The organism is Pedobacter nyackensis (assembly GCF_032678475.1).
Lineage (GTDB): Bacteria > Bacteroidota > Bacteroidia > Sphingobacteriales > Sphingobacteriaceae > Pedobacter > Pedobacter nyackensis_A.
In genome coordinates this window covers 709,184-723,857 of the sequence record NZ_JAVTSF010000001.1, presented here as the reverse complement: position 1 = coordinate 723,857, position 14,674 = coordinate 709,184, and the positions used below count along the sequence as shown (strand labels likewise).

The window sequence follows — 14,674 nt, the reverse complement described above, 5'->3', positions numbered from 1 at the left end:
AAAAATAACAATTATAAACGGATTGATGGATGCTGATGCTATAATTATTGGAGCCGGAGCTTGTGGTTTGATGTGTGCTGTACAGGCAGGCTACCTTGGTAAGCGGGTTATTTTGCTGGAAAAGAACGATCAACCTGGCGCTAAAATTCTGATTTCGGGGGGAGGACGTTGTAATTATACCAACCTGTATGCTACAGATGAACAGTTTATATCGGATAACAAACATTTTGTGAAATCGGCATTTACGCAATGGACTGTAGCAGATACAATCAGTTTTTTTGAAGCCTACGGTATTGAAGGGAAGGAGAAAACACTAGGACAACTGTTTCCGGATGGGAAAAATGCAAGGGATGTTGTGGCTGTATTTACCTCCATTTGCGAAGATTTTGGTCAGCAGCTGATTTGTAATACTGAAGTTTTGGATATTGAAGCACTTGGTGATGGATTTACAGTAAAATATAATAAGGCCGGTAAAAGTCGTACAATAACTGCCCCTAAACTGGTCATCGCCACTGGTGGATTGCCGATTCCGAAGATGGGAGCAACTGATTTTGCACTGCGTTTTGCCAGAAAAAATGGGTTGAAAATTGTGGACACGGCGCCGGCACTGGTACCTTTAACTATAACTGGAAAAGATGAAGAATGGTATGCGCAGCTCTCGGGTAACAGCGTCTTTTGTAAGGTTAGCAATGACAGAATTGAATTTGAGGAAAATATTCTGTTTACACATTGGGGATTGAGTGGCCCCGCAATATTACAGATTTCATCGTATTGGAAAAAGGGAGAGGTATTCAAGATTGACCTTTTACCTGGACAAGATATTATAGCATTAATCGATGCTGAACGAAGAGATAATGGGAAATTACTATTGTCAACTTTGTTTAACCGGTTTTACGCAAAGAAATTTACCGATGCAATGGCCAAGTTTTTACCTATTGAAAAGCAGGTTGCCACTTTAACCAAAGCCGATTTGGAATTGATTGAACAAACTATTCATCATTTTAAAGTTAAACCAGCAGGAGATAAAGGTTATGATAAGGCCGAAGTTATGCGTGGTGGTATAGCGACCGATGAACTGTCTTCTAAAACGCTGGAATGTAAAAATATTCCTGGTCTTTATTTTGGCGGTGAATGTGTTGATGTGACTGGCTGGTTGGGTGGCTATAACTTTCAATGGGCATGGGCAAGTGGTTTTGTGATTGCCCAAAATTTGTAGAAAAGGTCGAATTAACTGATAACGCATCGAATCTTTACCGAAAATTTTAGGTATAAATTGAGACGGATAGCAATCTGTAAAAAAAAATTGACCTAATTTTTTAGTGGCTTTAAAGGCCATGATTCAAGGATTTGCTGAGTGAAAATGATTTCATCTCAGCAAAATAATGTATGAATTTAAGGAAAAGTTAATGGAGTAAAAAAATATTTAGCCTTACTCACAATTAGGGATGGTATACGTCCAGGTTTCAGAAATGCCGGTAGGGAAGGTGTATACCATTCCTTTGCCGGTTTCGAACCACAATTTCCCTCGCAGGCGTTCCCGACTGCCAATTTCATTCATGGATAGACTGTCGTAGATCCTGCCATTAATCATTACGTACTTGATCTTCTCAGAATTTCTGATGTCATCTAACGGATTGGCATCCATTACAATCAGATCAGCCAGCTTACCAACTTCAAGTGAACCAATTTCTTTACTCATTCCAAGGTAAGCCGCTCCGTTTACTGTTGCACAACGGATAGCCTGTAAAGGTGTCATTCCCCCTTGTGCAAGCATCCAAAGTTCCCAATGAGCGCCTAATCCTTGTATCTGTCCATGTGCCCCAAGGTTGACTTTGGTGCCACCATCTGCAATTTGTTTAGTCGCTTTAGCCACTTCAATATGGCCGTAGTCGCCGTATTCTGAGGTTGTTCTTCTTCTTGCCCTTGGATCAATAATTGACCTCGGAGTAAATGCCATTAAACGTTCGTTTTCCCAAACGTTGGTTCTGTCGTACCAATAATTTTCGCCCCATTGACTGCCATAACTGACAATTAAAGTTGGTGTGTAGGCTACTTCGGTCTTATTCCAGAAACTGGTGATATCTTTATAAACGGGAGCAACAGGTATGCTATGTTCAATTCCCGTATGTCCGTCGGCGACCATATTCATATTTGTGAAGAATGTAGAGCCTCCTTCGGGAACTACCATCATTTTTAGTTGCCTGGCGGCTTCGAGAATTTGCTGACGTTGATCGCGACGTGGTTGATTATAGGATTTTACCGAAAAAGCACCCACTGCTTTTAATCTTCGGAGATTTGACAGGGCGTCTTCAAGACTGTTAATGACTACTTTAAAATCGCCATCAGCACCATAAAGGATGGAGCCTGTAGAATATAAGCGTGGACCAACCAGGTTGCCGGCTTTGATCATTTCGGCCTGACTGAAAACCATTTCTGTGTTACTGGAAGGGTCATGGGCAGTTGTTACGCCGAATGCAACATTAGCGAGATAAGACCAGTCATTTTGCGGGCTGATGCCATCAGGGCTTGTACGTAAATGCGCATGGACATCTATCATTCCCGGCATTATTGTTTTTCCTGTTACATCAATTATCCTTGTGTTTTCCGGGATGGGCAAATTTTTGCCAATAGATACAATTTTGTTGTTTTCTATCAGTATGGCACCATTTTCTATCACTTCATCACCTTTCATGGTGATGATCCTTGCTCCGGTCAGTGCAACCAATCCGGTAGGTGTATCACTTTTAAGGTTTAATCCTATGGACAGGCCAGTACTATCTGGTTGTGATACTTTTTGGGTTGGATCTTCTGAAAAATTAAACGCAGTGTTAATATCCCGGCTGAAATATTGTTCGCCTAAAGTCCATAATATTTTACTGTTATCGCGACTCCAGTGTACATATGTACCCGCATCTTTAGTAATACGGGTTAATGGTATTGCTTTATTTGATGAAGATAGGTCAAGTGCTGTTCCCGCAGTGACCATTGGTGTAACATAGACATTAAACAATTCTGTAAAAGCCATCCATTTACCATCGGGACTAGGTGCAAATTGTGTTGCGTAAGTTGAGGTATAGTGCGTTCGTTCGTTGCCTCCGTTTAGGTCTATACTTTTAAAAGCCTTTTTTCCTCCTTCTGAGGATTGGAAGTATATTCTGCTGTCGTCGGTATTGAATTTTGGCTTGATACCAGTTTCTGAGATCAGTGTTTTAGTTCCTCCGGCTGCTGGCATAGTAAAGATGCCTGTTCCACGACCATAGGCATAACCTAAAACATCATTTCCTACACCTTTTCGGAATACGATTTTATCTCCTTTGTTAGAGAAGGAAGGGGAGTAGTAAAATCCCTTTTCTTCGGTAAGACTAACTGTTTTTCCTGATTTAAGATCTGTTTTTTTGATTGCTCCTTTAAACTCATCACTCCATGTAGCGTAAATAACAGATTTACCGTCGCTGCTGATTTCGGGTTCAAATTCGAAGTCGAGACCTTTCGTTACCCTTTCAGGAACACCATTCGGTAGTTCTTTTTTGTAGAGAAATCCTGCGGCGTTAAATACCACAAACTTTCCATCAGCTGAGGTGGTCAATTGCCTGATCATTTTTACCGTAAAATCACTACTAAATACCTGTTGGGGAAAGTGTAAAGCTTGTTGTACAGTTTGAGAACCAGTTACATGGAAATTAATATTGTTGGCAAAAAGTGAGTTGAGGTCAATCTTCTTAATTTTTCCACGGGCGTAAAATATGATGCTTTTGCCATCAGGTGTCCAAGCATAGTTGGGATAAACTCCAAAGATAGCCCAGGTTTCCTGCTGGTCATGTGAGAGGTCTTCATATATTGGCCATTCTTCTGCCGTTTGCAGGTTTTGTAATACGAGTACGGATTTTAACCTGACACGTTTTACATAAGCCATCATTTTTCCATCTGGCGAGATCTGCGGTCTGACTGCCCCTCCAGGCTGGGCAATAAGGTTAATTGTTTTTCCTGTAGTCAGATCAAGTTGTCTGATGGCGTAGATCATACCATTTGGATCTTTGCTGTATTCAAAACTCGGGCCGGGCGACATATCTTCACTATAATAAAGGTATCTTCCGTTCGGAGAAACGTTGGGTTCTCCGGCATCCTGCTGATCATTTTTTCTTTTGGTAAGTTGAACGCCTTCACCTCCATATATACTGTACATCCACATTTCTCCTGCACCAAGAGAGCGGGTTGCGGTAAAATGTTTCCGTGCAATCAGGTATTCACTGTTGGGCATCCAGGTTGCATTATTTAACAAACGAAACGTTTCTTTGGTTACCTGGCGTTTGGACGAGCCGTCACGATTCATGATCCAGATGTTATCGGCTCCGCTTTTATCACTTGTATAAGAAATGTATTTACCATTAGGGCTAAAGCGCGGCTGAATGTCCCAGGCAGGACCTCCACTTAATAGTACTGCTGCTCCGCCTGTTACAGGCATGATATAGAGATCACCAAGTAAATCGAAAATAATGTCTTTTCCATCCGGGCTTACATCAAGGTTCATCCATGTGCCCTCATCGGTATTTAAAGTAAAGGTTTTGGTGTTCCCTTTGTATTTTTCTATATCCCATTTGTTCTCTGCCGAAGTACGCGTTTGAGCAGGTGACTGAGAGAATGACGATTGAAATACTAATACCAGAATTAACAGTAGTAATGATCTTCCCATATTTACCAGTTCTAATTTAGTCCGCAATTTACTAATATCAGTTCATTTTTATAGTTTTGAAGATTAGAAATCTGTTTAAGGCATGTCTTAATTGACTTTTGCATGGCGCTTTTTTCTGACGTCTGATTACGGCTGACTCTTAATTTATATGAACGAAACAGAAGTATTAAAGCGATATTGGGGGTATGATGGTTTCAGACCCTTACAGGATGATATCATCAGATCTGTTTTAACTGGAAATGATACTTTAGCTTTGTTGCCTACCGGTGGTGGTAAATCTATTTGTTTTCAGGTGCCAGCTATGGTTAATGAAGGGATATGTATTGTTATATCACCTTTGGTAGCTTTAATGAAAGACCAGGTAGAGGGGCTGAAGGCTAAGGGTATTGAGGCTGTAGCCATTTATGCAGGAATGGGGAAACGTGAAATCGATATTCTGTTAGACAATTGTATTTACGGTAAGATTAAGTTTTTGTATTTGTCGCCCGAACGTTTGTTGTCTGAATTGGTACGCATTCGTATCTCTTATATGAACGTGAATTTAATTGCTGTTGATGAGGCGCATTGTATTTCTCAGTGGGGATATGATTTCAGACCACCTTACATGAAAATCAGTGAAATCAGGGAGATTCATCCTGATGTTCCTGTGTTGGCGCTGACTGCTACCGCGACACGTTTTGTAAGAAATGATATTGTAGAAAAGTTACAGTTTAAACAATCTAATGTTTTTGTACAGAGCTTTGCACGTAAAAATCTGAGTTACGTGGTATTAGACGATGAAGATAAGTACAAAAGATTAATCACTATTATCACGAATGTAAAGGGAAGCGGATTAGTGTATGTTAGGAATAGACGAGAAACGGCTGAAGTGGCTACTTTTTTAGGTAGGAATGGAATTGCGGCAGATTTTTATCATGCGGGAATCGAAAAGGAAGAGCGTTTTAGAAAGCAGGAAGCCTGGAAACGAAACCGGATTCGGGTAATGGTGGCTACAAATGCATTTGGGATGGGAATTGACAAACCTGACGTTCGTTTTGTTGTCCATTTAGACCTTCCGGATAGTTTGGAAGCTTATTATCAGGAGGCTGGCAGGGCGGGACGGGACGAGCAAAAAGCCTATACAGTTTTATTAGCCAATAAGTCTGATGAACTTTCTTTAAAAGCTAAATATGCTGATAGTTTCCCTAATACGGAGGATATCAAAAAGGTTTATCATTACCTGGGGAACTACTTTCAATTGGCTTATGGAGCGGGAGAAGGATTGACCTTTAATTTTGATATTGCAGATTTTTGTAAACGTTTTAATGTTGGCGTGCTTAAGACAATGGCCGCGTTGAAATTTTTAGAACATGATGGATATCTTACTTTGTCGGAGAACGTATTTTTACCATCAAGGGTCTTGTTTCTTGTAGGTAGTGAAGATGTATATCGCTTTCAGATAGAGAACGCTGGGTATGATCCGCTTATAAAAGCAATATTAAGATCTTATGGAGGTAGTTTTGAACAATATGTGAAAATCAGTGAGGCTGAAATTGCAGGGAAAATAAGAGCATCATTTAATGATGTAATTCGGATGATCAATAATTTGCAAGACCAGGGATTGTTGTCTTATTTACCCCAGTCTGATCAGCCACAACTACAATATTTACGACCGAGGCTTGATTTTAACCATATGGATATCGATGTGAAGTATATTGAGCAGCGAAGGGAACTTCAGACGAACCAGGTTAAAGCCGTATTGGCTTATGCGAGTAAATCTGAATGCAGAAGTGTTCAGTTACTTACTTATTTTGATGAGCCGGAATCTGATAAGTGCGGCGTTTGTGATGTCTGCCTGGCAGAGAAAAAAGTGAAAGATGCAGACGAGCTGGAAGATAAGATTGATTTCGAAATTGTCACCCTTTTGCAGGTAGAAACACATGTGTTGGATAGTCTGATGAATGGCATTGCGACCGGAACGGAGAACGAGCGACTTAAAAGGATACGTACATTGCTTGATGCCGGAAAAATTAAAACAGACGGTAAAAATTATTACCTTTAATCTTATGAAGAACATATCCCTTATTGCCTTATTTATACCTGTGCTGCTCGCAGGATGTGAAAACAAGTGTATTGAAGATTCCGGTAATTCCGTTAGCAGATCAGTATCTGTAAAGAATTTTGATAAGATTAAAGTAGATGGGGCGATTAAGCTGATCCTTACGCAGGATAGCAGTTATAAGGTTCAGGTTGATGCTGATTCTAATATTATTGCTTACGTAAAAGCCGATGTTTCCGGTTCTGAACTTAAAGTGAAATTGGATTACGATAAATACTGTGGTACAGATTCAATTGTTGTTCGTGCCGGAATCGGTGAATTGAAACAACTTGATGTGGATGGCGCTGTTAAAGTTGTTGGTGATGGAAGGATTTATGCCAACGACGTAAATTTTGATTTTTCAGGAGCTTCCGACGTGAGTATGGATTTAAGTGCAGCAAAAGTGAAGACTAAAGTTGATGGGGTCGGAAAAATCGCTTTAACCGGACAGGCAGGTATGCATGAATTGAAAATTAATGGAACAGCGAAAGTGAATGCTTTTGATTTCATTGTCGGGATTTATAATATTGAAACTGAAGGGACTGGGAAAGCTAATATTAATGTGCTAAACGAGTTAAAGGTTAAAACTTCCGGATCAAGTGAGATTTACTATAAAGGAAATCCTAAAAAAGTAGATGAAAAGAAATCCGGAGCCACTAAACTGGAGAAAGTAAATTAGACTGATTGTTGTTTTTTAGCTACTTTAGTTGCCTTATTTAATACATGGAAAAAAACGACAAAAAGGTTATCCGGTCATGGGCATTTTTCGACTGGGCCAATTCTGCTTATAACTTAGTCATCACCTCAACCATATTTCCTGCTTATTATACGATTATAACGACTACCCAGGCACATGGAGATCAGGTAATGTTTTTTGGCAGGACATTTACCAATACGGCACTATCCAATTATGCACTTTCTGTTGCTTATTTGATTATGGTGATATTATTACCTTTTCTGTCTTCTATGGCAGATTACAGAGGTAACAAGAAATTGTTTATGAAGCTGTTTACCTATATGGGGGGATTAGCTTGTGTCGGATTGTATTTCTTTAAACTTGATACCCTGGAATTGGGTATTATTTGTTTTGCGCTTGCTGCGATGGGTTATGTGGGAGGAGTGATGTTTAACAATTCGTACCTTCCTGAAATTGCGACGACAGATCAGCAGGACCGGGTGAGTGCGAAAGGTTTTGCTTATGGTTATATTGGAAGTGTATTGTTGCAGCTGATCTGCTTTTTGTTTGTATTGAAACCTGAATGGTTTGGGATCATAGATCCTTCTTTTCCACCAAGATTGTCGTTTTTGCTGGTAGGTTTATGGTGGATCGGTTTTGCCCAGATTCCTTTCAGGAAGTTGCCTGCAGATAACCCCAATTATAAAAAAATTAATAAGAGGGTTATACACAGTGGTTTTGAGGAACTCAGTAAAGTCTGGAAACAGCTAAAACACATGCCTTTTCTTAAGGTATACCTGATCGCTTTTTTCTTTTACTCTATGGGGGTGCAAACAATTATGCTGGCGGCTGCGGGCTTTGGTGAAAAAACATTGCAGCTGGGGACTGAAAATTTGATTAAAGTTATTTTAATCATTCAACTGGTAGCCATACTTGGTGCCATTATCATGTCTAGGTTTGCCAAAAAGATTGGTAACATAAACGTTCTGATCATTGTAGTGGTCATTTGGATTGTTACTTGTTTTTGCGCTTACTATGTAACTACAGCAAGTCAGTATTATGGTTTGGCTGCTATTGTTGGCTTAATTATGGGGGGGATTCAATCTTTATCCCGTTCTACATATTCGAAGCACTTACCTGCTGATACGCCTGATACAGCCTCTTATTTTAGTTTTTATGATGTTACCGAGAAAATGGCCATTGTAATTGGACTTTTCAGTTTTGCCTTTATTGAAGAGCAGACCGGAAGCATGCGTAATTCAATTATTGCTTTGGCATCATTTTTTATAATAGGTTTGGTATTTTTGCTGTTATTAAAGAGCGTTGAGCAAAAATTAAATAGGAAAGTAGTGGTTGACTAAACTTAATGTAAAACATTTTATATACTGATGAAGATAGAATTATTTGTGCCTTGTTTTGTTGATCAATTGTATCCGGAAACGGCATTTAATACCATTAAGTTGCTGGAAAAGTGCGGGTGTGAAGTGTTTTATAATTCAGCTCAAACCTGCTGCGGGCAACCCGCTTATAATGCAGGATATTGGGAACAGGCAAAGGAGACCGGTACGAAGTTCTTAAGTGATTTTTCAGAAACTAATTATATTGTAGCACCTTCTGCATCTTGTGTTGGGATGGTAAAGGGTGGTTTTAATGATTTATTTACGAATACAATAGTACATAACAAATGCAGGACTATTCAAGGTAACATTTTTGAACTTTCTGATTTTCTGGTGAATGTCCTTAAAAGAGATTATTTTGGCGCAGAACTGGAAGGGAAGGCTGTTTACCATGATTCTTGTAGTGGTTTACGTGAATGTAAGATTAAAGAAGAGCCCAGACAATTGCTGTCGAAAGTACACGGTTTGGAAATGGTTGAGATGAAGGATACAGATATGTGCTGTGGTTTTGGTGGTACATTTGCGGTTAAGTTTGACGCTATTTCTTCTGCTATGGCAGAGCAAAAAGTAAATAATGCGCTGGAACAAGGTGCAGAATATGTGATTTCTACTGATTTATCCTGTCTGATGCATTTGCAGGGCTATATCGATAAAAATAATATTCCTTTAAAAACCATGCATTTAGCTGATGTTTTAGCTAGTGGTTGGCTTGAAAGTACAGAATATTAATTAACTTTGCACCCGAAATAAAATCACATTGTAAGTGATTGATATTAAATTTTTTATTAATTTTTAAATCATAGTTGTAGATGATTAATATTACACTGCCTGATGGTTCTAGCCGTCAGTATGAAAAGGGCACAACTGCCCATCAAATCGCTTTATCTATTTCAGAAGGTTTAGCCCGTAATGTTTTAGCTGCCGAAGTAAACGGCGAAGTTTGGGATTCATCAAGACCAATAGAGTCTGATGCGACTGTCAAACTACTGACCTGGAACGATCAGGCTGGTAAAGCTACATTCTGGCATTCTTCTGCACACATCATGGCCGAAGCTTTAGAAGCTTTATACCCAGGTACAAAGTTTGGCATTGGTCCGGCTATTGAAACTGGCTTTTACTATGATGTAGATTTTGGGGACAGAGAGTTTTCTTCCGATGATTTTAAGGCAATTGAAACGAAGATCATTGAGCTGGCAAAACAGAAAGAAGTTTTTGAACGTAAAGCTGTTGCTAAAGCTGATGCCATCGCTTATTTTAAAGAAAAAGGTGATGAGTATAAGTTGGACCTTTTAGAAGGTTTAGAAGATGGTAAGATTACTTTTTATACACAGGGTGAATTTACAGATCTTTGTCGCGGGCCACACATTCCAAATACAGGATTTGTAAAGGCTGTAAAACTGATGAACGTTGCCGGTGCTTATTGGCGTGGTGATGAAACCAAAAAACAGCTGACACGTATATATGGTGTTACTTTTCCTAAAGCAAGTGAGTTAACTGAGTATCTTCACATGATCGAAGAAGCGAAGAAAAGGGACCACCGCAAATTAGGTAAGGAACTTGAACTGTTTGCTTTTTCTGAAAAAGTGGGTATGGGCTTGCCATTGTGGTTACCAAAAGGTGCTGCTTTGCGTGAACGCCTGGTTCAGTTTTTAACAAAAGCACAAAGTAAGGCTGGTTATGAGCAGGTGGCTACACCGCATATCGGTCATAAGAATTTATACATTACTTCGGGACACTATGAAAAGTACGGTAAAGATGCTTTTCAGCCGATCAAAACTCCGCAAGAGGGAGAGGAGTTTTTCTTAAAACCGATGAACTGTCCGCATCATTGCGAGATCTATAAAGTGAAACCTCGTTCTTATAAAGATCTTCCTTTAAGGTTCGCTGAGTTTGGAACAGTATATCGTTATGAGCAAAGTGGTGAGTTACATGGCTTAACACGTGTTCGCGGATTTACTCAGGATGATGCACACTTGTTTTGCCGTCCAGATCAGGTAAAGGAAGAATTTAAAAAAGTAATTGATCTGGTGCTTTATGTATTTAAGTCTTTAGGTTTTGATAATTATGTCGCGCAGGTTTCTTTAAGAGATCCAGAAAATAAAGCTAAATACATTGGTAGTGATGAGAACTGGCATTTGGCAGAATCGGCAATTATAGAGGCTGCTGCTGAAAAAGGTTTACCTACAGTAGTGGAATACGGTGAGGCTGCTTTTTATGGTCCGAAGCTGGATTTCATGGTTAAAGATGCTTTGGGTAGAAAATGGCAGTTGGGTACAATCCAGGTGGATTACAATTTACCGGAACGTTTTGAATTGGAATATACTGGTAGTGATAACCAGAAGCATAGACCGGTCATGATTCACCGTGCACCATTTGGGTCACTGGAGCGTTTTATTGCTGTTTTAATTGAACATTGTGCTGGAAATTTCCCGTTGTGGCTTTCTCCCGAACAGTTTATTATTCTTCCTATCTCGGAAAAGTATGAAGAATATGCAAAAAAAGTTTCAGATGAACTAAATAATTCCGATATTCGCGGGCTGATTGACTTTCGTGATGAGAAGATTGGAAGGAAAATCAGGGATGCAGAGGTTAAAAAGATCCCTTATATGTTGATTATTGGCGAGAAGGAGATGGCAGAAGGAAAGGCTTCAGTAAGAAAACATGGTGAAGGTGATTTAGGTGAAATGACACTGCAAGAGTTTAGTGAATTATTAATTAAAGAAATAACAGTTTAAATAAAATACAAATTTGGCATTAGGCAGACCAGGATTTAACAGGGGACCACGTCCTCCTTTTAAGAAAAAAGAAGCAGAACATAATATTAATCAGCATATCAGAGCACAAGAGGTGCGATTGGCTGGAGATAATGTTGAACCGGGGATCTATCCTTTGGCAAAAGCTTTGGCCCTTGCTGACGAGTTAGAATTGGATCTGGTAGAGATTTCTCCGAATGCAGTTCCGCCTGTTTGTAGGATTATTGATTACAGTAAGTTTGTTTACGAGCAAAAGAAAAAACAGAAAGAGATTAAAGCAAACGCAAAGCAGACTGTAATTAAGGAGATCCGTTTTGGACCTAACACTAACGATCACGATTTTCAATTTAAGCTAAAGCATGCTATTAGTTTCCTTGAGAACGGAGAGAAAGTTAGAGCTTATGTTCACTTTAAAGGTAGAGCAATTGTTTACAAAGAGCAGGGAGAGATCCTCTTGTTGAAATTTGCACAGGCCCTTGAAGATATCGGTAAAGTTGAATTGTTACCAAAATTAGAAGGTAAGCGTATGTTTTTAACGCTTGCTCCAAAAGTTGCTAAGAAATAAATAAATTACATAAATAAACACAGGTTATGCCAAAAATGAAAACCAATTCCAGTGCTAAAAAGCGTTTTTCGCTTACTGGAACAGGTAAAATCGCAAGGAAGAATGCCTACAAAAGCCACATCTTAACTAAGATGTCGACTAAACGTAAGCGTAACTTAGGACACACTTCAATGGTGTCAGACGCTGACATGGGCAACGTTAAACGTATGCTTGCAATCGGTAAATAATTAATTTTTAACCAGGTAACCGGTAGTAAGTTTGCTGTAATACGCAACGCCGTTTATCAAAAACAACAAAAACATGCCACGTTCGGTAAACGCAGTAGCTTCGAGAAGAAGAAGGAAAAAGGTCTTAAATTTAGCCAAAGGTTATTGGGGATCAAGAAGCAAGGTATTCACCATTGCTAAAAATACGGTAGAAAAAGGTTTGCAATATGCATACCGTGACCGTAAAGTTAAGAAAAGAGAATTCCGCGGACTGTGGATTCAGCGTATCAATGCTGGAGCACGTCAGCACGGTATATCTTACTCTCAGTTAATTGGTAAATTAGCTAGCAAAAACATCGGTTTAAACCGTAAAGTTTTAGCAGATTTAGCTATGAACCATCCAGAAGCTTTTAAAGCTGTAATTGATGCAGTAAAATAGATATAACTGATAAGTTATAAAAAAGGGGAGTCGATTTGACTTCCCTTTTTTTGTTTAAATTATAGGGTAATGTGATGCCCCGCTCTTTTAATGTTTTCGTTATCTACCACACTCATTTTTGGTATTCTACCCAGCACTTTTACATTGCTATATTTAGCTATGTATTGTTCACTTTCCTGGTTTTCTGTTCCATTGAATATCAAACCTGCTACTTCAATTTGATTTGCTTTAAGTACTTCTAAAGTCAATAGGGTGTGGTTGATACTGCCCAGGTAGTTTTGTGATACCACAATGACTTTAACTTTTAAGCTTTTGATCAAATCTAGTATCAACTCGTTGTCGTTTAATGGGACCATCAGACCTCCTGCACCTTCAATGATCAGATTGTTATTGGTTTGTGGTGCTTTTATAGCATCAAGAGAAATCTGAATACCATCTAGCATTGCAGACAGGTGTGGAGATAAAGGCTGGCTAAGGCGGTAACTTTCCGGATGTATAATTGTTTCAGGGCGGACAAGGTGTTTGACGAACAAACTATCGCTGATGTCAAGATCGCCCGATTGAACGGGCTTCCAGTAGTCGGCTTTTAATTTCTCCGTGAGGACAGCGCTGACAATCGTTTTTCCAATTCCTGTACCAATTCCTGTAATAAAATATATGTTATTCATGTTTTAATGTCTTTAATTCGTTAACTAGTATTTCTATCTCATATTCGCTATTGAACAGGTGAAGACAGATTCTTAATCTCTCTCTGCCCTCCGCAACGGTAGGGCTTAGTATAGCTCTTACATCAAGTCCTTTATTTTGTAATTTTTGGGCAGCTGCCTTTGCTGCTATACTATTATTAAATAATACAGTTTGTATAGTACTTGTACTTTGGATGGTCTCGATGCTTTGATACTTAATTAAGTTAAGGTAGAAGTTAATTTTTGAACTGATTTTCACGCTGTAATCAGCTCTTGCTAGCATTTGATAAGCTGCGTTAACAGTTGCTATGGAATGAACAGGGGCAGCCGTAGTAAAAACAAACGAACGTGCGAAATTGATAAGATAGGTGCGCAGGTTTTTGCTTCCAAGTACAATTGCTCCGTGACATCCGAGTGCTTTTCCAAAAGTTACAATACGTGCAAATACTTCCTTCTCGAGTCCAAGCATTTGAACCATTCCTGCTCCATGATCTCCGAATACACCAAGGGCATGTGCTTCGTCTACGATAAGTTCTGCCTGGTATTGAATGCATAATTTATTAATTTCAACAAGCGGAGCAATGTCACCATCCATAGAATATACACTTTCTGTAAGTACGTAAATGTTACCTTTAGCTGCTTTTAGTTTAGCTTCTAAGTCATTTAGGTCATTGTGCCTGAAGGTATAGCGATTGGCATGACTAAGACGGCCTCCATCTATGAGGCTGGCATGGATGAGTTCATCAGCTATGATGGTATCGCCGCGTTGTGCTAAGCTTGATATGAGACCTATATTGGCGTCGTAACCGGAATTGAAAATAAGTCCTGCTTCTGCTTGATGAAAGGTAGCTATGGCCTGTTCTGTTTGTTCAGTAAAGATATGGTTACCACTAAGCAACCGGGAGCCGGTAGCGCCATTTTTGTAATCAGGAAGACCATTCAGTATGTTTGTTGTAAGTGTTTTTAATTCTGCCGAGCGGGCAAAGCCCAGATAGTCATTGGAAGAAAAATCCGAAGGAAATTCAGTTGAAGAGAGCGATGAGAGGGATCTGAGTATGCCTTTGTCGGCTCTTTGCTTTAACCGGTTTTGAATGAATTGCTCTGCCTTGTTCATGATCTTCAAAAATATGCAAAGCAGGTTAAAGTATACCCGTCAGCATAAAATTATTTTGCTTCGCAGCTACT

12 protein-coding genes are annotated in these 14,674 nt (G+C 39.4%); 9 read left to right on the top strand and 3 right to left on the bottom strand.

All coding sequences use genetic code 11. The features are described from left to right. Positions 1–25: 25 nt before the first annotated feature. The gene (locus R2Q84_RS02890; RefSeq protein ID WP_316815944.1) at positions 26–1,216 is read left to right on the top strand and encodes an NAD(P)/FAD-dependent oxidoreductase; all 1,191 of its coding nucleotides are present in this window, start codon (positions 26–28) and stop codon (positions 1,214–1,216) included. Between the two features lie 213 nt (positions 1,217–1,429). Here R2Q84_RS02890 and R2Q84_RS02885 read toward each other — a convergent pair whose 3' ends face one another. Next, the gene (locus R2Q84_RS02885; protein WP_316815020.1) at positions 1,430–4,690 is read right to left on the bottom strand and encodes an amidohydrolase family protein; all 3,261 of its coding nucleotides are present in this window, start codon (positions 4,688–4,690) and stop codon (positions 1,430–1,432) included. Positions 4,691–4,838: 148 nt separating this feature from the next. Between R2Q84_RS02885 and R2Q84_RS02880 the strand changes: the two genes are divergently transcribed. The 8 genes from R2Q84_RS02880 (at position 4,839) to rplT (ending at position 12,803) form a co-directional block, all read left to right on the top strand. Beyond that, positions 4,839–6,731: an ATP-dependent DNA helicase RecQ gene (locus R2Q84_RS02880; protein ID WP_316815019.1), complete on the top strand. Its 1,893-nt coding sequence runs from the start codon at positions 4,839–4,841 to the stop codon at positions 6,729–6,731. A gap of 4 nt (positions 6,732–6,735) precedes the next feature. After that, positions 6,736–7,446 carry a head GIN domain-containing protein gene (locus R2Q84_RS02875; RefSeq protein ID WP_316815018.1) on the top strand — a complete coding sequence of 237 codons (711 nt, stop codon included), beginning with the start codon at positions 6,736–6,738 and terminating at the stop codon, positions 7,444–7,446. A 44-nt stretch (positions 7,447–7,490) separates the two neighbouring features. Then, on the top strand, positions 7,491–8,804 hold the full coding sequence (locus R2Q84_RS02870) for an MFS transporter (RefSeq protein WP_316815017.1): 1,314 nt from the start codon (positions 7,491–7,493) through the stop codon (positions 8,802–8,804). A gap of 27 nt (positions 8,805–8,831) precedes the next feature. Then, entirely contained in the window at positions 8,832–9,569 is a 738-nt protein-coding gene (locus R2Q84_RS02865) for a (Fe-S)-binding protein (RefSeq protein ID WP_316815016.1), read from the top strand. Positions 9,570–9,649: 80 nt separating this feature from the next. After that, positions 9,650–11,575, top strand: coding sequence for a threonine--tRNA ligase (gene thrS, locus R2Q84_RS02860; RefSeq protein ID WP_316815015.1), 1,926 nt, complete (start codon positions 9,650–9,652; stop codon positions 11,573–11,575). 13 nt (positions 11,576–11,588) lie between these two features. After that, complete coding sequence (gene infC / locus R2Q84_RS02855; RefSeq protein ID WP_316815014.1) at positions 11,589–12,158, top strand: translation initiation factor IF-3; 570 nt, start codon at positions 11,589–11,591, stop codon at positions 12,156–12,158. A 26-nt stretch (positions 12,159–12,184) separates the two neighbouring features. Beyond that, a complete protein-coding gene (gene rpmI / locus R2Q84_RS02850) occupies positions 12,185–12,385 on the top strand; it encodes a 50S ribosomal protein L35 (RefSeq protein ID WP_090783772.1) in 201 nt (66 codons plus the stop codon). A gap of 73 nt (positions 12,386–12,458) precedes the next feature. Then, complete coding sequence (gene rplT / locus R2Q84_RS02845; RefSeq protein ID WP_008238152.1) at positions 12,459–12,803, top strand: 50S ribosomal protein L20; 345 nt, start codon at positions 12,459–12,461, stop codon at positions 12,801–12,803. A gap of 59 nt (positions 12,804–12,862) precedes the next feature. Here the strand turns inward: rplT and bioD are convergent, their stop codons facing one another. Next, a complete protein-coding gene (gene bioD, locus R2Q84_RS02840; RefSeq protein WP_316815013.1) occupies positions 12,863–13,471 on the bottom strand; it encodes a dethiobiotin synthase in 609 nt (202 codons plus the stop codon). After that, positions 13,464–14,603: an aminotransferase class I/II-fold pyridoxal phosphate-dependent enzyme gene (locus R2Q84_RS02835; protein ID WP_316815012.1), complete on the bottom strand. Its 1,140-nt coding sequence runs from the start codon at positions 14,601–14,603 to the stop codon at positions 13,464–13,466. The genes bioD and R2Q84_RS02835 overlap by 8 nt, the downstream gene beginning before the upstream one ends. Positions 14,604–14,674 lie beyond the last annotated feature (71 nt).